The sequence below is a fragment of the Prosthecomicrobium sp. N25 genome (genome assembly GCF_037203705.1).
GTDB lineage: Bacteria > Pseudomonadota > Alphaproteobacteria > Rhizobiales > Ancalomicrobiaceae > Prosthecodimorpha.
The window spans coordinates 86392-110856 of sequence record NZ_JBBCAT010000006.1 but is presented as its reverse complement, the minus strand read 5'-3'; the positions used below and the strand labels follow the sequence as shown (position 1 = coordinate 110856).

Genomic DNA, 24465 nt, shown 5'->3' with positions numbered 1-24465 from the left:
GCCTGGCGGAGTCAGCCGGCGAAGAGTTCGGGGCGCTTCAGGCGGAGGGACTGGACCAGAGTCACAGTCTTGAGGTCCCGGATCTCGTGGCGGTCGACGCGCGCCGCGAGATCGGCGAGGGGCAGGACCATGACCTCGATGTCCTCGCCCTCGTGGTCGGCGCCGCCGCCCTCGTCCTGGCGGGCCTCGTCGAGGGCGATCTCGGCCAGGAAGAGGTGGACGCGCTCGGTGGAGAGGCCGGGGGTCGCGTAGGCGATCGCCACGAGATCGAGCGCGCCGAGCGCGAGGCCGGCTTCCTCGCGTGCCTCGCGGCGGGCGGTCTCCTCGGGCCCCTCGCCGTCGACGTCCATCAGGCCCGCGATGGTCTCCAGCGGGTAGGCGTCGTCCTCGCCCTTGAAGGCGATGGGGACGCGGAGCTGGCGCACCAGCACCGCCTCCCGGCGGGCCGGGTCGTAGGGAAGGACCGTGACGGCGCGGCCGTGGTCCTCGATCTCGCGGGCGATGTGCTTGGTCTCGCCCGCGCGGGTGACGACCTCGAAGTCGACCATGTCGAACTTCGTGAAGCCCCGGTAGAGCGGGCGCGAACCCAGGATGCGGAAGGTGAAGGGCTTGGGCACGGCCTCGGCTCCGGGATCGGTGAGGGGCCGTCCTTGTGTCAGAGAGGCCCCGGCCGCGCAAGCCGGCCGCTCAGGGCTCCGAGCCAGGCGCGAGCGTCACGGCGAGCCCGTCGAGCTCCGGGCGGAGCAGGATCTGGCAGGACAGGCGGCTGTTGGGCTCGCTCTCGTAGATGAGGTCGAGCTGCTCGACCTCCTCGTCGGAGGGCGGGACGAGCTGGTCGGTCCAGGCCGGGTCGACATAGACGTGGCAGGACCCGCAGGCGCAGGCGCCGCCGCACTCGGCCTTGATGCCGACGCCCCAGTCGCGGATGACCTCCATGACACGCCAGCCGTCCAGGCCCTCCAGGACGTGCTCGACCCCCGCGTGGTCGACGACCTTCAGGCGGATGGCCGCCTGGTCCGTGTCATCGCGGGTCTCGGGATTGCGGTCGACGATCTGGTCCATGGCTTCCGCTTTCGACTGCGGCGCGAGGTCCGGCATCCTGTCCGGCCGCGCCGGGCACGGTGCGTCAGGCGCGGCTGACATTCATTGCTGTAGATCAAGCCGCCGACGAGGTCGCGGGGCGGCGGAGCCAAGGGCGGCCCGCCGTCGAAGGCCGGGCGGCGCCGTCCGCGGCGGGTTGGTAGAAGAAGGGCACCAGCGGCAGCCGGCCCTCCGCGAGTGCCCGGCGGGTCGGCTCGTGGGTGACCACCAGGGCGTCGATGCCGACCCGGCCCATGAAGGGCACGAGGTCGATCAGCACGTCCCCGACGGCGCGGATCTCGCCGCGATAGCCGTGGCGTTCGCGCAGGAGCCGGGCCAACGAGAAGGCGCGTCCGTCACCGAACTTCGGGAACTTGACGGTCACAAGCGCGGCCCGGTCGAGGTGCCCCTCGAGGTCGTCCAGGGAGTCGCTCGGTTCCAGCGCGAGGCCGAAGGGGGCATTCGTGGCCGAGACTTCGGCGATGAAGCGCGCCTTCGGCAGGAGGACGCCGCCCTCCGGGGGCACGGGCTCGCCGTCGGCGAGGAGGCGCCAGGTGTCCGCTTCGAAGCGGCCGTTGCGATAGACGTCGGTCATGGTCCTGTCCTCAGATGCCGCTGCCGTCGGCTTCCAGGCCGAGGTGGATGCCGCACTCGATCTTCTCCTGGCCGCGCCAGCGTCCGGCCCGGTCGTCCTCGCCCTCGACGACGCGGGTCGTGCAGGGCATGCAGCCGATGGACCGGTAGCCTTGCTCGACCAGCGGGTGGGGGGGCAGGTCGTGCCGGGCCGCATAGGCGGCGAGGTCGGCGGGCATCCAGCCGGCGAGCGGGTTCACCTTGATGCGGGTGCCCTCGGCCTCGAAGACAGGGATCGTGGCCCGGGTCGCGGCCTGGAACCGCTTGCGACCGGAGATCCAGGCGTCGAAGCCGGAGAGGCCGGCGGCCAGGGGCTCCACCTTGCGGATGCGGCAGCAGAGGTTCGCGTCGCGCAGCCAGAGCGCGCCGTCGCGGTCGTGCTCGGCGACGCGGGCGGCGTCGGGCGCGAGCGTGCGCACGTCCGTGAGGCCCAGCCGTTCGGTCAGGCGGTCGCGGTAGCGCAGGGTCTCGCCGAAGAGCCGGTCGGTGTCGACGAAGACCACCGGAGTGGCCCGGTCCACCTGGGCGACCAGGTGGAGCAGGACGGCCGCTTCGGCGCCGAAGGAGGAGACCAGGGCGAGGCGCCCGGGGAAGAGGTCGTGGATCGCCACGTCCAGGAGGGCGGTCGTGGGGAGCGCCCCGTAGAGCGCCTCCAGGACGGCCACGTCCCGGAGCGGGGCGGCGCCGATCGGGTCGGCGGCGCGCTCAGGCCTGCCCATAGAGGGCCTCCTTGAAGGGCTTGAGGCCTAGGCGCCTGTAGGCGGCGAGGAAGGTCTCCTCGGGGCCGGTCCGCTCGGCCAGATAGGTGTCGACGATGGTCTCGACGGCGCCGACCACCTCGTGGGTCGAGAAGCCGCGGCCGGTGATGTCGCCGAGGGACGCGGTCTCGTCGGCCGAGCCGCCGATGGTGATCTGGTAGAATTCCTCGCCCTTCTTGTCGACGCCGAGGATGCCGATGTGGCCGACGTGGTGGTGGCCACAGGCGTTGATGCAGCCCGAGATCTTGATGGCGAGCGGGCCGATCTCGGCCTGGCGGGCGGCAGAGCCGAAGCGCTCGGAGATCGCCTGCGCGACCGGGATCGACCGGGCGTTGGCGAGCGCGCAGTAGTCGAGCCCCGGGCAGGCGATGATGTCGGTGACGAGGCCCGCGTTCGGGGTGGCGAGCCCGGCGGCGAGCAGCTTCGCGTGCAGCGCCGGAAGATCGTCGCGCTTCACATGCGCGAGGATCAGGTTCTGCATGTGGCTCACGCGGATCTCACCGAACCCGTAGGCGTCGGCGAGGTCGGCGACGAGGTCCATCTGGTCGGAGGTGGCGTCGCCCGGGATGCCGCCGACGGGCTTCAGCGAGATCGTCACCGAGGCGTAGCCGGGCACCCGGTGGGGGTGCGTGTTGGCGTCCGCCCAGGCGGCGAAGACCGGGTCGGCCGCGCGGGCCGACCGCTCCGCGGCACTCTCGGCCGGCAGATCGGCGAAGGCCGGCGGGGCGAAATAGGCGGCGATGCGCTCGATGTCTCCATGCGGCAGCTTCAGCACGCCGTCGCGGATGCGCTCGAACTCCTCCTCGACCTGAGCGCGGACCGTGTCGAGCCCCGCCTCGTGCATGAGGATCTTGATGCGCGCCTTGTACTTGTTGTCGCGCCGGCCGTAGAGGTTGTAGACGCGCAGGATAGCCTCGCAATAGGCGAGCAGGTCCTCCTCGGGGAGGAAGTCGCGCAGGTGCCAGGCCGTGAAGGGCGTGCGGCCGAGGCCGCCCCCGACGAACACCTCGAAGCCGAGTTCGCCGGCGGCGTTGCGGACGATCTGCAGGCCGATGTCGTGGACCCGGATGGCGGCGCGGTCGTGCCGCGCGCCCGAGATGGCGACCTTGAACTTGCGCGGCAGGAACGAGAATTCGGGGTGCAGGCTCGACCACTGCCGAAGGATCTCGGCGTAGGGCCGCGGGTCGGCGATCTCGTCGGCGGCGGCACCGGCGAAGTGATCGGCCGTCACGTTGCGGATGCAGTTGCCGGAGGTCTGGATGGCGTGCATCTCGACCGCGGCGAGCTCGGTCAGGATGTCGGGCACGTCCTTCAGGGCCGGCCAGTTGAACTGCAGGTTCTGGCGCGTGGTGAAGTGGCCGTAGCCCTTGTCGTAGACCCGGCCGATGCGGGCCAGGGTGCGGAGCTGGCGGGCGTTGAGGGTGCCGTAGGGAATTGCGATGCGCAGCATGTAGGCGTGCAGCTGCAGGTAGACGCCGTTCATGAGGCGCAGGGGGCGGAACTGCTCCTCGGTCAGCTCGCCGGCGAGGCGGCGGCGGACCTGGTCGCGGAACTGCTCGACGCGGGCCTGGACGAACTGCTGGTCGAACTCGTCGTAGCGGTACATGGGTGTCGTCTCGCGGAAGGGGCGTCAGGCGGGGCGGCGCTCGGAGGGAAAGTCGGAGGGGACCGTGGGCCCCTTGGCCCGGATCCGCTCGCGCAACGACTTCGGAACGATGCCGGCGCCGCCGACGTCGACGTCGGTGGCGTAGGGGTCGACCACGATGCGGGCCGCGACGGCGGCCGCGGCGGCGGCCAGGGCGGCCTCGAGCGTGACCTTGTCGGCGACGACCGCGGCGGCGGACACGTCGGTCGACCAGGCGCGGTCGGCGGTCAGCCAGACGACCCGGCCGTCTGCGAGGCGGTTGGCGGTGATGACGGCATCGGGCACGGGCGGCCTCGCGATCGGCAATGGACGGATCCGGGGACGGTCCTCCCCCGGTGTGCCAGGAGATATAGGCCCGAGCGTCGCCAGCCGCGCCGTCTCAGGTTCCAAAGTCCGGAGGCGAGGCGGAATAGAAATCCGCCCGGCGGGCGCCTCGGGAAAAGCGGGCCGCGAGGGGCGGGCGGTGGGGCGGAACCATCGGTGTGCCCACCGGTTCCCCCGCCATCAGGCAACCCGAGCGGAGGAACCGAGATGGCCAATGCCAGCAAGCACGGGATGGGAGTCAAGGGCGGCGTCGAGCACGTCGGGCCGACGCCGGCCGACGAGGCCTTCGACATCGACGACCTGGCGGACGAGATCCACGGCCGCAACAAGCTGCAGGGCAACGACCAGGGCAACGTCCACAACGAGCGTGTCCGGATGGCGGGAGAGACCGCCAAGACCGAGGGCGTGGTCGAGAGCTTCGAGAAGATGGACAAGGAGACGCGTTCGGGCGGCGGGGCGTGAGGCACCGCGTCCGCGGCGAGCCGCGCCGCAGCCAGAGGCGGGACGCCGGCACGGGACCGGCGTCCCCTGTCGTTCGGGCGCCCGGGGTGGCCGAACGCCTCTCCCCACCGGAACCGGCCGACAGGAGGATCACTCGGCGGGGATATGGCGCTGGTAGCGCGCCGCCGTCGCCCGGAGATCCTCGAGGAGGCCTGCCGACCGCGGTGCGCCGATCCCGGACTCCCGCAGGAGGCGCCTCGTCTCCTCGACGAGGATCTCCCCTGCCACCGCCGCCGAAGCAAGGACGGCCACCGACAAGGCAACGCCTTCGATGAAGTCCATCTGAAATACTCCCCTGCGAAGAATACGAGGGGATGATGATCTTCTTCGACCTCGGGGAAAAGCCGGAATCCGCAGGTCACTAGGCTGGCATACTTGATGCCGGCTGGTCGCCGTCCAAGTCTCGGCCAAAAACCGTCACGGCGGACGAGCGTTGCCCGCCGCCGGCTCCCGCGGCGGGAGGGCGGGGCCGTCGGGCGACCCGGATCACAGCTTCGTGATGATCCCGGCCCGGGTCAAGCGCCCTGCCGGCCCGCGGCCTTGAACCGTGACCGGGTGCGCGCTCACTCCCGCTCTCGGGCGAGGTAGGCGGCCTCGAGGGCGATCGGCTTGCGCTGCCGGTCCCGCAGGCGGCGCACGGGCACGCCCGCATAGAGGGTCCAGGGGTCGAGCACGGAGGCCACGAGCGACAGGGCGCCCACCCCGGTTCCCTCGGCCAGCACGGCCCCGGGCAGCAGGACCGAGCCGGCCCCCACGATGGCGTGCCGGCCTATCCGCACAGGCGCCGTGCGGGCGGCACGGAATTCCTCGGGGACCGTCGGGTTCGTCAGGCCCAGGCCCTCGAAGTCGTCCGAGGAGGAGAAGACCCGCACCCCGTGAGAGACGGCCGAGAAGTCCTCCATGACGATGCGGGCCCGCCCGGTCAGGCTCGTGTGTGCGCCCACATGGACGTTTCGGCCGATCTCGACGCCCTCGCGCGCGGACAGGACCACGAAGGGGTCGATGCGGGTATGGTCCCCGATCGATATGGTCTCCGGCCGCACCAGTACGGCGAGGCGGTGGATCAGCGCGTCCTTGCCGACATGCGCCAGCCCGAGCTCCCGGACTTCGTCGGCCGACAGGAACGCGGCGTTCAGTCCGGGCATGGACCATACTCCGTCGGGGCAAGGTTCCTGCGGAAGTCGCGCACGACCGACTGCAGGAGGCGGTTCAGGGGATTGTCGAGCCGGCGCGCCAGGAAGTCGTCGATCCGGCCGGGCAGGAGGAATTCCGAACGGACGAATTCCGCCTCGCGCAGGTAGTGCAGCACGCGCAAGGACGATGGTTCGATCCCGTGGCGGGCGATATGGATGTCGTCGTTGGCCGCGTTGTATTCGGCCGGCAGCAGGGTCGCGTGCATCAGGTGGCGCGAGGCGAGCACCGGGACGGCGATCTGGCACCACATGTCGCTCTTCAGCAGCGTCTTGAGGCGGCCATGGAGATCGAACGCCGACCGCCGGAAGACGTCCAGGGCCGGCCGGTTCAAGGCGACGAAGCCGAGGTTCAGGTAGACCGGGGCGAGCGGCCCGCCATCGTCGTCGTTGCAGGAATAGGGATGCAGCCGGGCCGGCAGCGGCGCGCCGCAGAGGTCGAACAGCTTCGGCCAGAAGTCGGGGGACCGGCCCGGGGGCAGGATGTCGGAGACGATCGGCGGCCAGTAGTGGGCCATATGGCCGGCGAGAGCGGGGCGCGTCGTGGCGAGCGGGGCCAGCGCCTGGTGGACCGGGCCGAGCAGCACCGTGTCGGCGTCGCTCAGCACGACGATGTCGGCGTCCGCCTCCGGCACGTAGCGCCAGTTCGCGGTGCCCCAATAGCCGTCGCGCTCGAAGACCGTGTCGGGGACGCGCGTCCAGTCGATCGGGCGGCCCTCGGCCCAGGGGTTGCGGCGACGCACGTCCTCGAGGTCGCAGCCGTCGCCGACGACGACCAGGATCCGTGCCGTGCGGTAGGGCCCGCCGAGCCGCCGCAGGGCGAAGTCGAAGAGCCGGACCTGGGCGAAGAAGCCGGGAGTCGGGGAAATCGGGATCCGGAACTCGATCGTCGGGTCGGGCATGAGGGTGTGGGTCAGGGGAGGCTCCGGGCGAGGATGGCCGTGGTGGTGCGGACGATGTCGCGGGATAGGTCCGCGGAGGTCTGTGACCGGACCGGCAGGACGCACATGCGGTCCGCGAGGTCTTCGGCGACAGGGCAGGGGGTTGCACCGTCCGCCTCGACGAGGCGCGAGAGGCTCGGGCGGTAATAGCGCCGGATCTCCACGCCGCCGTCCGCGGCCGCCGCGACGAAACGCTCGGCGGTCGCCGCGTCAGGAAGGAGGACCGGAAAGAACTGCCAAGGGGAGGACGCGGGATCCGTTGGATGGACGAGCGGCAGGCCGGCGAGGGCCTCGACGTAAAGGGACGCGAAGGCCTGCCGACGGGCCAGGATGTCCTTGCGGCGCGCAAACTGGGCCACGCCGACAGCGGCCTGGAGTTCGCTCATCTTGCCGTTGAAGCCCCAGCCCTCGTAGCCGAGCGGCGTGGACTCGGACTTGCCGAAGTTGAGCGCCGAACGGAGGGCGGCCTCGTGGCTCCGCGGACCGAAGACGAGCCCGCCCTCGCCGATCCCGAGCGGCTTCGTGGCGTGCAGCGAGAAGACCTCGAAGGCGCCGGGGTGCCGCTCCGCGGCCCGGCGCGGCGTGCCGAAGCCCGCGGCGTTGTCGATGACCACCGTCGCGCCCCTGTCCCGGCAGAGCCGGAAGGCTTCGGAGACGTCGCGCTCGAGGCCGAACGGCGCGACGAGCATGACCGCGTCGGCGCCGGTCCCGTCCAGCGCAGAGCGCAGCCGTTCCGCCCCGAGCGCCCAGGTGTCCGGCTCGACGTCGACCACGATCGCCTGCAGTCCCGCGGCCCTGACCGCCCCGAGCGAAGCCGGGAACGTGAAGGCCGGCACGAGGACGGGGCCGGCGACCCGCGCGGCCAGGAGGGCGGCGGACAGGCCGGCGGTCGCGTTGGCGGCTGAAACGCAGCATTCGCCGGGGACGCCGAGGGCATCGAGGACGTCGTCCTCGAAGGCCCGCACGATCGGGCCGAAGTTGGTGAACCAGGAGGCCGCATGGGCGCGCTCGAGGAGCGGCAGGTAGGCGGACGGCGGCGGCAGGTCCGGGACCACCGAAAGATGTCTGAAGGACCTCGGGGCGGGCATGGACGTCGCACTCCCTCGACCGGGTGGTCCCCGGGGGGCGTCCCGATTCTGCCGGTCGGGGCCGCCTCGCCGGGGCCCTCCTAGCATGTCGTCGGGGAAGACGACACGGGCGGCCCGGCGGAATTCCACCGCCGGCGGGGTCGGACGGACGAGACCGGGTCAGAAGGCGATCCGGTACCGGGCGAAGCCGTTCTGGCCGTCGCCGGCCTCCGTGATGGTTACGCCCTTCACGGAGGCCGCGTAGGCGCGGCCCTTGGGGCCGGTCTCGAACACGACCGAGGCGCCGGGCACGGGGACGAAGGACCAGTTGGCGTCGGCGCTCGGGTTGATGGTGCCGACCGAGACGATGTAGCGGACGAGGACGTCGCGGTTGGTGTCCGGGCCGACGAAGATCACCGCCTTCTCGGTCACGCCGGGGAAGTTGCCGCCGCCGCCGGCGCGGTAGTTGTTGGTGGCCACGACGAAGCGGGCGTCCGGGTCGATCGGCCGGCCCGCATGGGCGAGGTCGACGATGCGGTGGGCGTCCGGCGCGACGAGCTTGCCGTCCTTGTCGTAGCGAGCCGGCTGTGTGAGGTCGATCCGGTAGGTGACGCCGTCGATCACGTCGAAGTTGTAGCTCGGGAAGGTCGGGTCGACGAGCGGCTGGTCGGCCTTGCCGGGCTCGATGCGGTTGAACTGGCCGGCCGAGCGCTCGAGCCATTCCCTCACGGTCGCCCCGGTCACCTCCACCGCGCGCACGGTGTTCGGATAGAGATAGAGGTCGGCCACGTTCTTGATGGCGATCGGCCCGGCGGGCACGTCGGTGTAGTAGTCGGGGCCGCCGCGGCCGCCGGCCTTGAAGGGGGCGGCGGCGGAAAGGACCGGCAGGCCCTCCCACTTCGAGCCCTTCAGCATCTCGGTGACGTACCAGGTCTGTGCGATCGAGACGATCTGCACGGAGGGGTCGTCGGCGACGAGGGCGAAATAGGAGTGGAGCGGCGCGGCCGAGGTCCCGACGGGGCGGCGGACATACGCGAGGGTCGCCTCGTGGTCGGCCTTGACGCTTTCCGAGACCGCCGGCTGGGACTCGACCAGGGCCTGGATCTTGCCGTCGGCGCGCCGGTAGATCGGACGGGCCTCGCTGGTGTGGGAGAGGATGCGCCAGGTGCCGCCGTCCTCTTCCAGGAGGAGGTCGACGAGGCCGAGATGGGAGCCCCAAAAGCCGGCCATCACGGCGGGCTTGCCCTGCAGCGTGCCTTTGGCGACGTCCGCGCCGGGGACGTCCTTGAAGTCGGGGCCGGGGAAGACGAGGTGCTGGTGGCCGGAGAGGACGACGTCGATGCCGGGCACCCCGGCGAGGTGCAGGGCGGCATTCTCCATGCCGTCCGACGCCGGTGACCCGTCGATGCCGGAATGGCAGAGCGCCACCACGAGGTCGGCGCCCGCCTCCCTCATGACCGGGACATGGGCGCGCGCGGCGGCGACGATGTCTCGCGTCTGTACGTTTCCGGAGAGGTTCTTGGCATCCCAGACCATGATCTGGGGCGGCACGAAGCCGATGAAGCCGAGCCTGATCCTGCGCTCCGCACCGGCCCCGTCCCGGAGGGTCCGCTCGACGATGCGCCAGGGCGGCACGAAGGTGCGGTCCTTCGCCGGGTCGGCGGCGAGCGTCGTGCCATTCACCAGGTTGGCCGAGACGAACGGAAAGGCCGCGCCCGCCAGGGCGTTCGACAGGAACTCCAGGCCGTAGTTGAACTCGTGGTTCCCGAGCGTGGAGGCCTCGTAGCCGAGGGTGTTCATGGCCCGGATGACGGGATGGACGTCGCCGCGCTTCAGGCCGCGCTCGTAGGCGACGAAGTCGCCGAGCGGGTTGCCCTGAATGATGTCGCCGTTGTCGACGAGCACGGAATTGGTGGCCTCGGCGCGGATCGCCCTGATGATCGAGGCGGTGCGGGCGAGCCCGAAGGTGTCGTTCGGGCGGTCGGCGTAATAGTCATAGGGCTCCACGTTCACGTGGATGTCGGTCGTCTCCATGATGCGCAGGTGGGCCTGCCCGGCGGCGGCGCGCGCCGCGAAGGGGTGCATCATGACGAGGGCTGCCGATCCGGCGGCCAGGAACGAGCGGCGGTCGATCAGGGGGCGTCTTGACACGGGGCAGGCCTCCGGCACGCGGCATGCGGGCCCTGGCCCGCGACAGGGTGGCGATTGTCGCCGCCGCGCGTCCGGGTGGCAAACGAATTCAAGCGGCCTTCGGCTGGGCCGGCGCCGGTTCGGGCCGGTGGCCGTCCCTGCCGCAGAACTTCGCTTACACGAGGCTTACGGGGCGGCTCAGGTTCGCGCATGGGCCGGGATCCTATGGTGCCCCTCACGCCGGCGGGTCCCGCGGGCGAACGAGGGAGACAGCACTCATGAAGATCATGGTCGCGATCGCCGCCGCCGCCCTGGTGGCCACCAGCTTCACCGCCTCGCCGAGCTTTGCGGGCAAGGGCCAGGGCCTGGAGGCCGCCAAGGAACAGCTCGTCCTGCGCGGCGGCAAGGGCGGCGGCGGTGGCAAGACGGGCGGCAAGGGCCGCGGCGGCGCCGACGACACGGGCACCGACGACCATGGCGTGCACGGGCCGGGACATCCGTGAGCGCCTCTGGGAGCGGGCTGCGGCGCCGAAGTCGATAGCACGGACCACCGAGGCGGATGCCGGGGGCGAGGGTCACTCCCTCCCGGCGTCCCTGACCCCGGGGCGCGCGGAACCCGCCGGACCGGCAACAACGGAAAGGCGGGACCCGGGTCTCGATCCGGAAGCCTGGGGTCGCCGTACATGGAGAACTAGTTCTGCAGCGGGTTTCTCAGAGACAGAGATACGGCTTGAAGAGATCCCGGACGCCGCTAAGCTACTGCTTGCCTTAACCGCCAGGGTGGTAGCAATGTCAAGAACACTCACCATGAGTTCTGCGGCAATAGTAACTCTCTTTGCTTTCGATTTGAGTGCAGCGGCGGAAACTCCAGAATACATGATGGCAGTCTGTCGCAGCAGGGCTCATGACGAATTGCGCGTCCGTATGCCTGACATCGAAACGAAATATGAAGGTCAGCGGGTCGACGGAACACATGCTGTAAACGGAATTATTTCGAATAATTCCGGAACCAAAACATTTCAATGTTCGTTCAATAAAAACGGTAAGAAGATAGTTAAATTTCTTGTCAACCAGGATAAACCTGCTGCAAATAATACTGCAATGCCCTCGAAAGATGAGCAGGCCTGCTTGCAGGCTGTCTCACTCAAGACAAACAACGGCGATGTTGTCTTGATTAGTACGGAGACATCTGAGGCGAACACCGTCGTCTTGGTTGGAGTGGGTCCTGCGAAGGCCCCATGGCGATGCCTTGTCTCCAGGGGGATCGTCGGTGAGGTCACGTCTCTGACCAATGAAGGTAAACTCTGAGGCGGATCTTAAGCCCCCCGTCAGTCGAGCTCGGTCAACGGAAGCCCGGCTAGCACCCAAGCTTCCGACTTCGCGCGAGCGACCTGCCGTGCTGTCCGGCTCTTCACGGCAAACGGCACCCCATCCCGAGAAGACGCCGTCTTGTAAGGACTTACAAGAGATTAGATGGTGCTGCCAGAGAGGATTGAACTCTCGACCTCTCCCTTACCAAGGTGTCAGACGGCATTCTTAACTCCCTGTTCCGATGCGCTTTTCGGCTTCAATATTATCACGGTTCCCGAAATTGTCCCAGGGGAGGGCCTCGATCGAGGGCGCGTGGTGCTCGGAATTGGTGTGCGCGTAGCGCATCACCATCGCCTCGGACTTCCAGCCGCCGAGCGCCATCAGGGCGGTCAGGTCCCGGTTGCGCTGGTAGTGCCACGTCGCCCAGGTGTGCCGCAGATCATGCGGCCGAAGGTTCTTGATCCCGGCTCGACGGCACGCCGCCGTGAAGCCGGTCTTGATCTGCCCGCCGCCTTGCCCGTCCTCGGTCTTCTCGGCGAACGGCTGACCCCGATTGTTGAGGAAGACCCGGTCGGTCCATTCGAAGCGGGGGAGGTTCGCAAGCTCGGCGACGACGCGCGGGTGGAGCGGGACGCCCCGGCTCTCGCCGTTCTTGGTGTCCAGGAACTCGACATGCCGACGCGAAAGGTCGACGTGCCGCCAGTCGAGATAGAGGGCTTCGCTGACCCGTGCGCCCGTGTAGAGCAGGAAGACGACGATCGGCCGTAGATGCGGGGCACAGGCCGCGATGAGCCTCTCGGCCCCGTCCGGCGTGAGCCAGCGGATCACACCCTTCGGCTGGCGGGGTCTCTTGATCGGCCGGTAGTCCGCCATCCCGCGCTCGGCCGCGTTCTTTAGGATCGCGGACATCGGCGTGTAGACCTGTCGGTTGACCGTCGCCGGGGCAGCGCCCGGGTAGAGCTTCCGGGCTGCCTTGTCGATCGCGGCCTGATCGATCCGAGCGAGCTTGGTGCCAGTGAAATGGTCGAGGAGAGGCGCGAGGAACCGCCTCTCCCCACCGTGTTCGAGGTAGCTCACGACGGCGTCGGTGAACGTCGCAACGGAACGACGACCGTAGATGGTCTCGTCGAGGATCTCTTTCTCGCGCTGGATCCGGATCGCGTCTGCGGCTTCGCGGTCAGCAGTTCCCGTGCTCTCATCAATGCTTTTGCCTCTGACGGAGCCACGGAGGTACCAGTACGGCGACTTCTTTCGACGGACGAGGCGGAGGGACATGCGGCTGCCTCCAAGAGCGAATTGATATCGACTTCGGTGAACACATAGGTCCGTCCGATCTTCCGATAATACGGATGCTCACGAAGGAAATCTTTCAATTTCCTCGGCGTGACATGAAGAAGCACGGCAGCTTCTTCGAGCGAGTATGTCTTCGGCGGCATAAGGCTTCTCGCATGACGGGCCAATTCTCCATTTCAGATCTCCAGCGTTCGACTTGCGTCAGGCCCGCATGGCCTCTCAAGGGTGGTCGGCCGCGCGTACGCGACCGACCGTGCTGATCCCATCACCCAATCGGGTCCCGCCGCCCCCTGTGACTGCTCGTTGGGGGCAGGGCGACGGGTTCAGGCCTCCCGACGGCCTTGGAGTATCGCCCCCGGATTACGAGACGGTGCCGTTGAGGCGGACGCGGACGGTCGCGTCCGGACCGGCGGCAGCCCGGACGGCCGCGCCGATCAGCGTGTTGCTCGTGGACGTCGTCGTGACGTACCCATTGGCGGCGTCCCAGTAGACCTTGGTCCTGACGGCGGGGGTGTCGCCCGACTTCTTGGGGAGGTCGTAGACGCCGGTGAGGCCGATCTCGACGTCGGCAGCCTCGGCCGCCGTGGTGGCCGCGACGCCGAAGATGGAGCCGACGAGGACGCCGTCGCCGGACGAGACGCCGCCGGTCGGGGCGGCAACGGCCACGAACGTGCCGCTCTGGATGTAGTTCTTCATGGTCAGAACCCTTTCGAGGTCGCAATCGTGATGGTGTGGACGCGTCCGGAGAGCCCGGCGATCTGGCGCTCGATGTCCGCGATCGCCGCCGCAAGCTCCGCATCGGACCGATAGGTGACGCGTCGCCGGGACCCGTTCCCGGCGTCGAACTCGACCGTCGCGACCCCGGAGGCGCGGGCCTTCCGGAGCGCGGCTAGCTGGGCCTCAAGGGTCACGCGGTCGGTCATGGATTAGGCCCCCGGGTTCCGGTACCAGCCGCGCCAGTCGAGGAAGGCGCAGCCGAAGTCGAGGCGGATCCGGGTCTCGACGCCGTCGATGTCGAAGCCCGAGCGGGTCTCGATCTGCGGTCCGCTCTCGCCTTCGAGGTTGGCGTACACGAGGCCGTCGATCTCGGCCGGATCGGCGACGATGTACCAGTCGTTACCCGAGACCCGGGGTTCGACGACGAGCGTGAGCTTGCCGGAGAACGGGTTCACGTCGTCGGTCGTCGCCGGGGCGATGCTGGCGAGGAACTTCTCGGCCGTGGTTTCAAGCTCAGCGCCGACGACGAGGTACTTCGGCGTCACCGAGATGAGTTGCCCGCTCGCGTCTTTCTGCGACCGCATGGCGAGGCGCGCGGCCGAGACGGGCGTCTCGCCGATCGCGCCGCCGGAGGCCGCGAGGTTGCCGTGGTCGGCGTGGAAGAGCCGCTTGCTGTCGCTCATGACAGGACCGAGGCCGGAGCCCGAGACGAGGAGGGCCGCGAGTTGATTGGCCTCGAACTGCGCCGCCGCGATCCCGAGCTTGCGGGGGACGTCCGCGAAGGCCCCGAGGTCGTCGTTGACGATCGCCTGACGGGTGACCCCGAAGACCCGGCCGAAGGTCCCGAGGCGGATGGCCTCGCCGCTCTCCTCGATCGTGCCGCGCTTGAACTCGCCGTGCTCGTTGACCTTTTCGAGGGTCGAGAACTGCGACATCTGAAGCTGCTTGCGCTCGCGGAAGTCCAGCAGCGTCATCATGCGGGCCACGGTCTTGAGGCCGGAGGGCGCGGCCGCATACGCGGCTCGGACGCCCCGGCCGACCGTGTCGCCGAGGATGAGCGCGAAGTCGGAGGTCGAGTGCAGGGCGCGGGTGATGACCGTCGCCGCCGAGAGGCCGGTGGTGCTCATCCCGGACCGCTTGAGGGTCTCGATCGCGAGGTCGCGAAAGTTCATCCCGACGAACTGCCGGGCGGGTTCGCTGACCTGATGGTTCGGGGCGACCCGGGCGAAGACGGCTTCGCCCGCCGCCCGGATGAACGCTTCCGGATTGTCGAGGCTCTGCCGGTTGTGGTCGGTGGTCCGGATCTCCGCGACCGGCCTGGACCGGGTCCGCATGGCCTCGAACGCGGCGTCGCGAGCCGCCTCGGCGGTCGCGCCCGCGTCGATCTGGGCATCGGCCCATGCGCGGGACAAACCCGCGACCTCGGCGATGCTCCGGATCTCGGCGTTGACGGCCGCGCGGGTCTCCGGGGCCGTCTGTTCGATGACGTCTTCTTCCATAGTCTGGCTCCTGGTCCGCGCCGTCTGATCGGCCGCGATGGAAACGAAGGACGCCTCGACGAGCGTCCAGTTGGCCGCGACCCGCTCTCTGCGGTCGCCGGTCGTCCTCTCGGTCCAGCGCCCGACGTGGTAGCCGACGCTGATCCCGAAGCTCATGCCGTCCCCGAGGTCGGCGGCGATCCTCTGGGCCTTCGGACTGTTGCGGGAGAGGTGCGCCATCCCGACGATGCGGTCGCCCTCCCGGCGGATGCCGGTCACGTAGCCGAGGACGTCGTCGACGGATCCGCGCGAATGGCTGTCGAGGAGCGGGATCCGTTCGGGCCAGCGTGCGCCGCCGAGGTCGAGGATCTCGACGAACGGTCCGCGCGGATCCATCCGCTCGACGGGCGCGCCGGAGGAGAGGATGACCTCGACGGTCATCGCATCCGGATCGAAGGTCGAGGCCGCGCCCGGGGCACGGCGGGTCAGGAGCGCGTGGGTCACGAGGCTGTTTCCTCTTTCGGCGCAGGGGCCGACCCGAGACGGAGCCCAAGCGCGTCGGCGCGGGCCTGATCGGCGGCGATCTCCTCGTCCAGATCCTCGACGGCGAGGCCGCGCGCCTCGACGGCGGCGCGGCGGCTCATGAGGCCGTTCTGGATGGCGAGGACTTCGGCCTGGGCGTCTTTCATGGGGTCGACCCATTCCTGTCGCGGCGTGATCCAGCGAGCGCCGACATACGCCTCAGGGTCGCGTTCGAAGCCGATAGCCGAGAGACGACCGGCGAGGATCTCGGTCGCGAGCACGCGCCGCCAGAGTGGGCGGAGCATCTGGAAGACGATGACGTTGTGCTGGATCGCCTCGACCCGACGGCGGAACTCGACGATCGAGGCCCGGAGCGAGGAGTAGTTCGCGTCGGAGTAGTCACCCGTCAGGACCGAGGCCGGGACGCCGAGACCGGCAGCGATCTCGCGGGCCGTGATCTTGAGGAAGTCGATCGCCTCCTGTCCGATCTTGGCGGGATCCGAGAACCGGATGTCTTCGCCGGGCCGCAGGATCTTGATCGTCCCCGGCTCCATGCCGCCATCGAGGACCCCGGCCGCGACCTCGCCGTCGAACGGGACCTGCCCGTCGGGCGAGACGATGAACCCGGCGAGCATGGCGGCGAGCTTCTGCCGAACGACCTGGGCGTCGTGCGCCTCGTCAAGTTCGCGAAGGCGGAGGAGGATCGGCGCGAACCACGAGACGCCCCGGATCTGGCCGGGGACGTCGATGCGGAGGAGATGGACCATGTCCTCGGCCGGGACCCGGACGTGATCGATCCGAAGACCGAAGCCGGGACGGTCACGGAGGACGTGGTAGGCGACCCGGCGACCCGTCGCGTCGAGTTCGACGCCCTGGACGATCCGAGCGCCGCCGTCGAGTTCGCGGGTCACGGTCGCGTCGACCTGCTCGGCATCGAGAACCCGGACGGTTGCGCCGTGATCGGTGAGGCCGACGACCGCGAACGCCTCCCCGTCGACGATCATGCGGCGGACCATGAGGGCCTGGATGCCGTAGCCGTCGACGAGCCCGTCCGCGTCCGCGCGATCGGTCCAGGCGTCCCAGGCGCGCGCCGCAGCGGCGCGCCATGACGCGTCCGGGTGCGTCGACGTCGGCCGGATCCCGGTCCCGATGAGCGACGAGACCCACGCTTCGACCCCGGCGGCGGCCATCGCATTGTTGGCGACGAGATATCGCGCCCGGCTCGCCATGGTCCCACGGGCGGCGAGCGCGGCGGTGTTCTGGTTCGGCATCGTGCCGCCGCCACGCCAGCGACGACCGCCCGCGCCGCCGTCATACGAGCGGCGCGCGGGCACAAGGCCGACGCGAGCGAGAAGGCGATCGAGACCGAACGGGAAGGCCATCAGGCAGCCTCCTCGGCGGTCTCAGCGAGGGCGCGATCGGCGTGGACGAGAGCCCAGGTCAGGTTGAGGACGTGACCGGCACGGGCGAAGAGCGCGGCGGGCTCGATCTGGTCGCCCGCGTTCTCGACCCCGAAGGTCAGGAGGGCGTGCATTCCGCTCTGGACGAGCCAGGGGTCGACGAAGACGAAGATCGGCCGGGTCATATCCCGGTGCCGCAGGGGCGCGGGCGCGGTCGACCAGTCGCAGACGAGCCGATGGGCATTCGCCTGGAAGACCCTCCGCTCGTGCTCCGCGTCGAGGATGCCGCCTTGCGCGAGCGCCAGATCACGGACGTAGGCGACGTCGGAGAAGACGAAGTCGGCGATCGCCTTCGCGGTCCAGCGCGGATCTCCGGTCAGCGGCGCAAGGCGCGCCAGGAGTGCGATCGAAAGGACGTCCGGATAGGTGAAGTCCCACCCGTGCCGTCCACGGCCCGGGGGCAGTGCGATGAGGCGAGGCTCCGCGCTCCGGATCAGGTCCGAGACGTTGCGGGTCGAGATTTCGGCAGCGGCGGCAACCTGGGCGGTCGAATAGGTCTTCATCGCGACGTCGGGCTCCGTGGCTCCGATTATTTAGCGCGATCGGCGTGTAAATTTCAATATGTCCGTGAAATCGGAGCAATAGCGCGGGCCGATCCGCAACTATGATAGACAACATTGCGGACGGAACCGCATTATATCTGCGTCGTGAGTGCGGATGCGTCCGCAATTACGCTGTGTCACTTACGGACGGAGCCGCAACTCGTCTGCTGCTTCATCTGGAGACAGAGGTCGGGGCCGCCACGGCCGCGAAGGGCAAGGCGCTCGGCCCCGACGCCCTCAAGGCCGACGGAACTGTCGTGGATAAGCTTCGCGGACAGCTTCACTATGGATCGCGGAAAAACTACACGTTGGATGCTAACCGAGGTTGGAGGTCTCGATGACGGAGACATCGTACGAGCGCGATAAGCGACTTGCAGGATTGTCGGAGGATGAGAAACACAGGATTTGGGATAGGTGTCTCAAGGCGCGAGGTGTTTACGCCGTGATAGAAAAACTGTCGTCAACAGGAATTGGAGACGATGCTAAAGTAAAATATATTATCTTTGACGCAAATAAAGAGCCTGATCCACCACGAAAATACGTTGAAACATGGCTTGGGAAGCAAGAAAGCAAGAAAAAGAAATACGATTGGGGCATCTTTGTACTGATCGTTCTTACACTGATTGCAACAGTGCTATCACTTGTGAAGTGATCACCAATCCAGCCACGACGATCGGATGACCCGGGGAGCCATGGCCGTCTTCGGCTCCGCGACGGCGCGCGGGAGCGCCGCCGCGATCCGGGCGGCAGCGTCGTCGAGCGAGAACCCGGAGGCGTAGAGCCCGTGCAAGGCCGCGATCGCGTAGACGCGGGCGTCGAGCGGCTCGTTCCGCACATTTCGGTCTGCGAGCCAGACGACCCGGGCGACCCGGCCGCGCCATTCCCGGATCGGGCGTTCGGCGAGGATCCCGGCGTGCCACCACTCCTCACGATCACCCGGGATATGGATCGCTCCGGGACCGTGCGGATCCGCGCTGCGGAGCCTTCCGAATAGCTGATGCTTCAATCCGTCGACCCCGACCACATGGACGGCCGCGAGCGCCCCACGGCGGGCCTTGGGCGGGCGTCTAGGCCATGGCGGTATTCCGTCCCCGCCTCGCCCCTTCACGGCCCACACGCGGCGCTGTAGCCGCTCGGCGCTGAACCGGGAGACCTCGGCCGACCGGTGCCCGCCGTGGTCGATCGCGACCGCCGCAACCGGGAGATCCGGGACCGCTCTCGGGTGCCGGAAGCGCCGGAGGAGGAGCCGATCGAGCGCGTGCCAAACTTCCGGGCGGGTCGTGTCGCCCGCGAGGACCGCGTAGTCGAGCGACCAGCTTTCCTCACCCCGCCCCCAGCCGATGAACTCGCATTCGAGGCGATCATCCTGCACGTCCACCCCTGCCGTGATGACGGCCGCTCTCTCGGGGAGGAGTTCGATCCACGGCGGATCCGCGTCGACCGCGCGCCGGAGGAGGGCGTCGACCGTGAGCGGACCGGTCTCGGCGTCGAGCCAGGGGAGGCCGAGGCCCGTGTTCGTGAAGACCTGCAACCGGGTCGGATCCTTCCCGGCCGCGATTTGATCGGCGGCAAGCTCGGCCCAGGTCTTGAACGGCGAGAGGACGCCGGGGACGTGGAAGCTCGCCGTCCGGCCGTCGCCGGGGGCGGTCGCGCGCCATTCGCCGAGGGCGAGAAGGCGCGGCTTCTCCCGCTCCTCGATCACGCCGCCGCAGTGCGGGCAGACCATGTGCGCGGCCTCCGGTCGGCCCTCGGGCCAACGGACCATGTCCCAGGACCACGCCGTGGTCTCGTCGCAGGAGGGGCACGGGATGTAGAACCGGCGCTGGTCGCCCTCCTCGAACGCTGCCTGGATCCGGGATGCGCCGTCGACCGTCGGGGTCGAGGTCAGGAGGATCTTGCGCCGCCCCCGGAAGGTGACGGTCCGGGCGACCGCGAGGTCGATCGCGTCGCCCTCGCCGCCGACGTCCGCCGGGTAGGCGTCGACCTCGTCCAAGAGGACGAACCGGGCCGGGAGCGAGCGGAGGTTGACTGGCGAGTTCGCGCCGCAGATGACGAGCGCGCCGCCCGGGAAGGTCTTGAGGCTGTCCGTGTTGCCCGCGTTCCGGCCCCGGCGCTTGGCGACCCGTTCGCGGAGGTCCGGGGTCGCCTCGATCATCGGATCGATGCGCGTCCGGGTTGCCCGCTTTGCCGCGCTGTCGGTCGGCTGCACGAACAACGTGGTCCCCGGCGTGAGGTGGATGATGCTGCCGATAAAGTTGAGCGCCGCCTCGGTCTTCGCGGTCTGAGCCGCAGCCATGACGACGACCCGCTCGAACGGCGATCCGACCGAGAGGGCGTCCATGACGCCGACCATGTACGGGGTCCGGGCGTTGCGCCACGGACCGGGCTCACCCGCCGTTCCGGGGAGGATACGGTATCGCTCGGCCCACTCGGCGACCGACATCTGTGGATCGGGCGCGAGGCCGAGGCGCCACACATCATCTATCCTCATCGTCCCAGCCACTCGAAGCAAAAACGCTTTCGAAACCTACTATCGCTAGTAGCTCATCATTTTCCTGAGCGTCCCAGTTCCCATCGTTTAGCGTTCTTCCTAAGACACCTATGTTAAATACAATACTGTGCCCCTTTTCGGCATGACAAACTATGAAGTCAAATGCTTCGTTGTCAACCCATATAAAAAAATTCACATCATTTTCTTCGAAAATGGCCACAACACTACCGAAACTAAGCGGTCTTTCTACTATTCTTCCTCTATAAACCATGTCGTCTACGCGTTCTGGATCGCCTACTCTAAAACAAACTTCTGTCGTGGTTGGAAACGGGCTCCCGCCTATGCTGATGCCGCCATCCTGAACTACGTTGGTCTTGAAGCTGATTTCCTTTGAAACTCCTTCTGATTTGTACGGCAGTCGATAGATAAATTGATAAGCGGATGAAACTAATTTGATGTTGTATGCGTCATCGAACATAACGACCTCGCCTATTTTCGTTGCAACAGTATTCTAGTGGCGTGCGGGCAAGCTCGTCGAGGTGATCGCGGACGAGCCGGTCGAGGACCGCGAAGGTCCGGGCCGGATCCGATCCGGTCTCGGCCGAGACGGCGACGGCCGCTCGGTTCGCCCATCCCGTCCACGCGTCTCGCTCGAACCGGGCACGGCCGAAGACCTGGCGCTCGACCTCCTCGCGGGAGATGAGCTCTCCCTCGCGGCGCTTGAGTTCGAGATCGAGGAGCTTCGCCTCGCGAAACATCTTCGCCATACGGACCTGGCTGGCGGTCCCGCCCAGGTCGGCGGGCGCGCCGGGCTTCGCCGCCGCCCGCCGATGGCCGTCGAGGTTCTCCCGGACCCACCGCTCGCCCTTGTCCGGGTCGACCCGGCCGTCGGGCTCGATCGGGAGCCCCTCGGCGACAAGTTGCGTCATCCGGGTCGGGGAGACCCCGATCCGCTTTCCGAAATCGCGCTTGGTGAGGGTTCCAGGCATTCGAGATCCGAGAGACTAGCGAAATCGGGGGCTGCGGCCGCACTGCGGTCAGCGCCCCGGGAAGTACCTACTGCACCGCTCCGAGGGTCGGCCCGATGGTGTCGACCACGCTCCTCCGCGCCGAGCCACGGCCACGGGCGCACGCCATCCAGAAGGTCCAGACCGCGTGATCCGGATCGATCTCTCGCGCGGAAATTCCGACCTCGTGCACATCGATGATCGCCATCACCTGGGCGACGGTCGGCACGACGCTCCGATCCGCGAGGCCGCCGAGCGCGGAGAGGAGCGCGTCGGGCGCATACGGATCGACCTCGGCCCGAAAGGCGAGGGCGCTCGCGTACGCGTCGGCCGTTGACGCAAGGGCCTCCGGGGGGAGCGAGGCGAACCGACCGAGCCAGAGCAGGACGATGATGCGGATCGTCGCTCGGGACGGCCAGTCCTTGACCATCGTCTCGCGGATGCGCTCGGCCAGTTCTATGACCTCTGGCTGCAGGAGGACGACGACGTGCCCGTCGCTGACGATCTCCTCGAACGGGCAGAGGGGCTGGGGGGTCAGTTCATCCATTTGTGGCCTCCGAAGGTGTTGTTCCGGGGTTGATCTGGACCGCGAGGGATCGGATCGGGGGCCGGATCGGGACGGATCGGGACGCTCTTTCCCTCGCGGATCTCGATCGCGTTCCCCGTCGAGGAACGGTTGGTCGTGAACGGGGACTTCAAAGGGTATTGTTCGCGACGTACCGTTCCACGGGGCTCATGCCGGTCCTTGCGCTCCGGCTTCGGGCTGCCGAAGAGGCGCTCGTACGCCTCGGCGACCTCGCGGTCCCGGACGTCCTTCGGCCGCTTGTACCACTTGCTTTGCGAGACCCCGGACGCCCGGACGGCCTCGCGCCGGGCCTCGCCCTGGCGCAGGAACTCGTCACGCGGGATCGCGCCGTTGCGCTCGCGGCGGGCCTCCCTCTGCTCGGCCTTCTGCCGATCGGCGACCTCGGCGGGGGTGAGGTCGTAGCAGCGGATCGCCTTGATCTTGAGCCGCTTCCGGTCGTCGTACGTCAGGTTGAGGTGCCTTCCAATCGACGTCGCGGTCCACTGGTAGGGCTTTGTCATGATCCGATCGACCTGGGCGACGCGGCGACGCGGGTCCATGTCGGGGATCATCGCCTCGGACATCGCCATGAGTTCCCGCCGGTCAAGCGGCCGGACGCGCCGGATGAGCGAGAGGATGATGAAGAGGTCGGTCGTCCCCGCGTCGTCGTTCGGCAGGACGAGGTCCGATCCCCAGCGATCGCGGAGGAGACGGAGGGCCTCGGCGAGTTGGATCGAGACGGTCGGCGGGGCCTTCCTGCGGCGCGCGTGGCGCTCGGCGATCTCGCGGAGGGCGTCGGCCTTCTCGGCGTCCGTGGTCGGCGTCGTGAACCCGATGAGCCGCCGGAGCGTCTCATCCCGTCGCCGATCGTCCTCGGGGATGACCTCGTCGAGGGCAGCCGCGAACGCCTCGAACTCCTCGCGGCGGCGGGCCTCGTCCTCGTCCTTCTGCCTCTGCCGACGGCGCTCCTCGTCCTTGCGGAGGTTCTCCTCGATGATCGGGGCGAAGTGCTCGTCGTACGGGATGCCGTTGACGAGGATCTCAAGCGGGGGGAGGTCAGCGCGCATAGGCGACCTCCTGATCCCGATCGTTGAGGTCGCCGCCGGGCTGGCGGATCGTGAATGTCTCCCGACCGGCATCCGACCAGCGGCGGGCGCTCTCCGCCGCCGCCGCGTGTCCGGCCGGATCGTCGTCGACGGCGAGCCAGAGGCTCTCGATCGCGGGAAGGACCGGGAAGGAGCGGAGCCCGTTCGCGGAGATCGTCGCCCAGACCGGGCCGGGTCCGAACTCGGGCGTATTCCGGAGGCTGAGGACCGTCTCGATCCCTTCGCCCAGGCCGAGGGAATAGGTTACGTCAGCGTCGGGCGTGAGCTTGATCGCGCCGCCGCCGATCGGGCCGAGGGCCTTCCTGTCCGCCTTGCGGCCGTCGGGGGTCAGGAACGTCCGGTGGATGGCCTTCGGGGCATCGGTCTCGATGTCGCGGACGAGCGCGACCATGTAGCCGCGACGGTGGTAGCGGATCGCCTCCCCGGCCGCACCGGGCGGGAGCCGGACGCCACGGCGGGCGAGGTAGGTCTCGACCCGCGTCCCGACGATGCTGCCCGCCTCGCCCCAGATCCGGAGCGCGGTTGCGGTCCGCTCCTCATCGGACGGGTCGGACCTGGGGATAAAATTGGCCCCGAGGTCGACCGGTGCCGATCCCAATTTGGGATTGGCGACCCCGAGCATCGCCTTGACGTGGTCCCGGCAGACGAGCGGGTCGTCGCCCGCGAAGGAATGGACGACGAAGCCCCCGGGGGCATTCGGGTCGATCAGGATCGAGAGGGACCGGTCCGCAGGATGGTGGCCGGGTCCGGGCGCGAGGACGCGCCGCCCCTGGACCTCGCCGCCGAGACGATCGGCGACCGCGCGAGGATCGAGGACAGTTGCGGACGGACCCGTGGTGCGGTACTTTTCGGTCCGCAAGAGTTTCGTCGACTGCTTGCCGCATTTGCCGCCGTTCCGGGTACCAGCCGGAGCGGCGGTTTGCTTTTGTGGATCTGGCGGTCCGCTGGGGAGTTCCCGGAAATTCCCCGCATTGTGGCGTGATTTTGGGTCATTTCCGGTCGCATTCGGCGCTTTCGCACCAAACCGGCGTTCCGAAAATCCCTTATTTTTCAAGAAGGTAGATGGTGCTGCCAGAGAGGATTGAACTCTCGACCTCTCCCTTACCAAGGGAGTGCTCTACCACTGAGCTACGGCAGCGGGTCGCGGCGGGGGCGGGCGGCCTGGGCGGCCCGTCCGGCGGACCGGGGGTATCTGCCACAGGGCGGCGGGCCATGCAAGCCTCGTGGTCGAGGGAAATGCCGGGCCGGCTGTCCGGGGGCCCCTTTTCGGGCATAGACTCGGCCGGATTCGGAGGGGATCGGCGGTCATGGGGCGGAAAGGCGGCGGCGGGGCGGAGGCGGAGCGTGCAGCCCGGGAACGGCGGCTCGCCGAAGCGCTCAGGGCGAATCTGCGCCGGCGCAAGGAAGCTCTCGAGGGCGATCCCGGGGCGGGTGGCGGCGCCGGGCCGGCCGGGCCGGGCGAGGTTTCCGGCGCCGCCGTCGGCGGCACGGGGCCGGCCGGGCCGGGCGGGGCGGATCGCGGCCCCGGCTCCCCGGAGGCTGATGGAAGCCGCGGGTCGGCCGCGAGGGACTGATTTCCGCAGCCGGACAGGGCGGATCGCAAAGCCCGAACGGACGGGGCGGATCGAAGCGCGGGCCTGACGCGTCAGGCCGAACCCGCTGGAAGAGCGTTGCGGCGGTCGGTCGGAGTCCGCCGCGCGGGCG

Annotated in this window: 27 protein-coding genes and 1 tRNA gene; 4 read left to right on the top strand and 24 right to left on the bottom strand. The window is 68.7% G+C overall.

Going from position 1 to position 24465, the window contains the following annotated elements; genetic code table 11:
- Nucleotides 1-11: 11 nt before the first annotated feature.
- The 6 genes from WBG79_RS26275 to WBG79_RS26250 all read right to left on the bottom strand — a co-directional run bounded on the left by WBG79_RS26275 (nucleotide 12) and on the right by WBG79_RS26250 (nucleotide 4401).
- A complete protein-coding gene (locus WBG79_RS26275; RefSeq protein WP_337360212.1) occupies nucleotides 12-617 on the bottom strand; it encodes an NUDIX domain-containing protein in 606 nt (201 codons plus the stop codon).
- A 70-nt stretch (nucleotides 618-687) separates the two neighbouring features.
- Entirely contained in the window at nucleotides 688-1005 is a 318-nt protein-coding gene (locus tag WBG79_RS26270; protein ID WP_337360352.1) for a 2Fe-2S iron-sulfur cluster-binding protein, read from the bottom strand.
- A gap of 151 nt (nucleotides 1006-1156) precedes the next feature.
- On the bottom strand, nucleotides 1157-1675 hold the full coding sequence (locus WBG79_RS26265; RefSeq protein ID WP_337360211.1) for a DUF934 domain-containing protein: 519 nt from the start codon (nucleotides 1673-1675) through the stop codon (nucleotides 1157-1159).
- A 10-nt stretch (nucleotides 1676-1685) separates the two neighbouring features.
- Nucleotides 1686-2432, bottom strand: a complete 747-nt coding sequence (locus tag WBG79_RS26260; protein WP_337360210.1) for a phosphoadenylyl-sulfate reductase — start codon at nucleotides 2430-2432, stop codon at nucleotides 1686-1688.
- Complete coding sequence (locus tag WBG79_RS26255; protein WP_337360209.1) at nucleotides 2419-4077, bottom strand: nitrite/sulfite reductase; 1659 nt, start codon at nucleotides 4075-4077, stop codon at nucleotides 2419-2421. Before WBG79_RS26255 ends, WBG79_RS26260 begins: the two co-directional genes overlap by 14 nt.
- A 24-nt stretch (nucleotides 4078-4101) precedes the next feature.
- A complete protein-coding gene (locus tag WBG79_RS26250; RefSeq protein WP_337360208.1) occupies nucleotides 4102-4401 on the bottom strand; it encodes a DUF2849 domain-containing protein in 300 nt (99 codons plus the stop codon).
- Nucleotides 4402-4647: 246 nt separating this feature from the next.
- Here WBG79_RS26250 and WBG79_RS26245 point away from each other — a divergent pair, with 246 nt between their 5' ends.
- A complete protein-coding gene (locus tag WBG79_RS26245) occupies nucleotides 4648-4902 on the top strand; it encodes a hypothetical protein (protein WP_337360207.1) in 255 nt (84 codons plus the stop codon).
- Between the two features lie 129 nt (nucleotides 4903-5031).
- Here WBG79_RS26245 and WBG79_RS26240 read toward each other — a convergent pair whose 3' ends face one another.
- From WBG79_RS26240 to WBG79_RS26220, 5 genes are all read right to left on the bottom strand, one after another.
- The gene (locus WBG79_RS26240) at nucleotides 5032-5223 is read right to left on the bottom strand and encodes a hypothetical protein (RefSeq protein WP_337360206.1); all 192 of its coding nucleotides are present in this window, start codon (nucleotides 5221-5223) and stop codon (nucleotides 5032-5034) included.
- 281 nt (nucleotides 5224-5504) lie between these two features.
- Nucleotides 5505-6086, bottom strand: coding sequence for an acyltransferase (locus tag WBG79_RS26235; protein WP_337360205.1), 582 nt, complete (start codon nucleotides 6084-6086; stop codon nucleotides 5505-5507).
- Nucleotides 6074-7033: a hypothetical protein gene (locus WBG79_RS26230; protein ID WP_337360204.1), complete on the bottom strand. Its 960-nt coding sequence runs from the start codon at nucleotides 7031-7033 to the stop codon at nucleotides 6074-6076. The genes WBG79_RS26235 and WBG79_RS26230 overlap by 13 nt, the downstream gene beginning before the upstream one ends.
- Nucleotides 7034-7044: 11 nt before the next feature.
- Complete coding sequence (locus tag WBG79_RS26225; protein ID WP_337360203.1) at nucleotides 7045-8160, bottom strand: DegT/DnrJ/EryC1/StrS family aminotransferase; 1116 nt, start codon at nucleotides 8158-8160, stop codon at nucleotides 7045-7047.
- Between the two features lie 159 nt (nucleotides 8161-8319).
- Nucleotides 8320-10227: a bifunctional 2',3'-cyclic-nucleotide 2'-phosphodiesterase/3'-nucleotidase gene (locus WBG79_RS26220; RefSeq protein ID WP_443147525.1), complete on the bottom strand. Its 1908-nt coding sequence runs from the start codon at nucleotides 10225-10227 to the stop codon at nucleotides 8320-8322.
- A gap of 320 nt (nucleotides 10228-10547) precedes the next feature.
- Here WBG79_RS26220 and WBG79_RS26215 point away from each other — a divergent pair, with 320 nt between their 5' ends.
- The gene (locus WBG79_RS26215; RefSeq protein ID WP_337360201.1) at nucleotides 10548-10772 is read left to right on the top strand and encodes a hypothetical protein; all 225 of its coding nucleotides are present in this window, start codon (nucleotides 10548-10550) and stop codon (nucleotides 10770-10772) included.
- Between the two features lie 304 nt (nucleotides 10773-11076).
- Nucleotides 11077-11577 (top strand): hypothetical protein, encoded by a 501-nt coding sequence (locus WBG79_RS26210; protein ID WP_337360200.1) that lies wholly within the window; start codon nucleotides 11077-11079, stop codon nucleotides 11575-11577.
- Nucleotides 11578-11805: 228 nt separating this feature from the next.
- Here the strand turns inward: WBG79_RS26210 and WBG79_RS26205 are convergent, their stop codons facing one another.
- The 6 genes from WBG79_RS26205 to WBG79_RS26180 all read right to left on the bottom strand — a co-directional run bounded on the left by WBG79_RS26205 (nucleotide 11806) and on the right by WBG79_RS26180 (nucleotide 17553).
- Nucleotides 11806-12855 carry a tyrosine-type recombinase/integrase gene (locus tag WBG79_RS26205; RefSeq protein ID WP_337360199.1) on the bottom strand — a complete coding sequence of 350 codons (1050 nt, stop codon included), beginning with the start codon at nucleotides 12853-12855 and terminating at the stop codon, nucleotides 11806-11808.
- A gap of 378 nt (nucleotides 12856-13233) precedes the next feature.
- Entirely contained in the window at nucleotides 13234-13569 is a 336-nt protein-coding gene (locus WBG79_RS26200; RefSeq protein ID WP_337360198.1) for a DUF2190 family protein, read from the bottom strand.
- Nucleotides 13570-13571: 2 nt separating this feature from the next.
- Complete coding sequence (locus WBG79_RS26195) at nucleotides 13572-13796, bottom strand: phage head-tail joining protein (RefSeq protein ID WP_337360197.1); 225 nt, start codon at nucleotides 13794-13796, stop codon at nucleotides 13572-13574.
- A 3-nt stretch (nucleotides 13797-13799) separates the two neighbouring features.
- Nucleotides 13800-15572: a prohead protease/major capsid protein fusion protein gene (locus WBG79_RS26190; protein ID WP_337360196.1), complete on the bottom strand. Its 1773-nt coding sequence runs from the start codon at nucleotides 15570-15572 to the stop codon at nucleotides 13800-13802.
- Entirely contained in the window at nucleotides 15569-16972 is a 1404-nt protein-coding gene (locus WBG79_RS26185; RefSeq protein WP_337360195.1) for a phage portal protein, read from the bottom strand. Before WBG79_RS26185 ends, WBG79_RS26190 begins: the two co-directional genes overlap by 4 nt.
- Nucleotides 16972-17553, bottom strand: a complete 582-nt coding sequence (locus tag WBG79_RS26180; RefSeq protein ID WP_337360194.1) for a hypothetical protein — start codon at nucleotides 17551-17553, stop codon at nucleotides 16972-16974. The genes WBG79_RS26185 and WBG79_RS26180 overlap by 1 nt, the downstream gene beginning before the upstream one ends.
- 376 nt (nucleotides 17554-17929) lie before the next feature.
- Between WBG79_RS26180 and WBG79_RS26175 the strand changes: the two genes are divergently transcribed.
- A complete protein-coding gene (locus WBG79_RS26175) occupies nucleotides 17930-18244 on the top strand; it encodes a hypothetical protein (RefSeq protein ID WP_337360193.1) in 315 nt (104 codons plus the stop codon).
- On the opposite strand, the gene WBG79_RS26170 is transcribed toward WBG79_RS26175, so the two are convergent.
- The 7 genes from WBG79_RS26170 to WBG79_RS26140 form a co-directional block, all read right to left on the bottom strand.
- Entirely contained in the window at nucleotides 18245-20083 is a 1839-nt protein-coding gene (locus tag WBG79_RS26170) for a phage terminase large subunit family protein (RefSeq protein ID WP_337360192.1), read from the bottom strand. It abuts the gene before it with no gap.
- Entirely contained in the window at nucleotides 20070-20561 is a 492-nt protein-coding gene (locus tag WBG79_RS26165; protein WP_337360191.1) for a hypothetical protein, read from the bottom strand. Before WBG79_RS26165 ends, WBG79_RS26170 begins: the two co-directional genes overlap by 14 nt.
- The gene (locus WBG79_RS26160; RefSeq protein ID WP_337360190.1) at nucleotides 20551-21072 is read right to left on the bottom strand and encodes a hypothetical protein; all 522 of its coding nucleotides are present in this window, start codon (nucleotides 21070-21072) and stop codon (nucleotides 20551-20553) included. The genes WBG79_RS26165 and WBG79_RS26160 overlap by 11 nt, the downstream gene beginning before the upstream one ends.
- Before the next feature lie 67 nt (nucleotides 21073-21139).
- Nucleotides 21140-21637 (bottom strand): hypothetical protein, encoded by a 498-nt coding sequence (locus WBG79_RS26155; protein WP_337360189.1) that lies wholly within the window; start codon nucleotides 21635-21637, stop codon nucleotides 21140-21142.
- Entirely contained in the window at nucleotides 21625-22722 is a 1098-nt protein-coding gene (locus WBG79_RS26150) for a hypothetical protein (protein ID WP_337360188.1), read from the bottom strand. Before WBG79_RS26150 ends, WBG79_RS26155 begins: the two co-directional genes overlap by 13 nt.
- On the bottom strand, nucleotides 22712-23620 hold the full coding sequence (locus tag WBG79_RS26145) for a DUF7146 domain-containing protein (protein ID WP_337360187.1): 909 nt from the start codon (nucleotides 23618-23620) through the stop codon (nucleotides 22712-22714). Before WBG79_RS26145 ends, WBG79_RS26150 begins: the two co-directional genes overlap by 11 nt.
- 204 nt (nucleotides 23621-23824) lie before the next feature.
- Nucleotides 23825-23899 (bottom strand) — tRNA-Thr (locus WBG79_RS26140).
- Nucleotides 23900-24465: the final 566 nt, after the last annotated feature.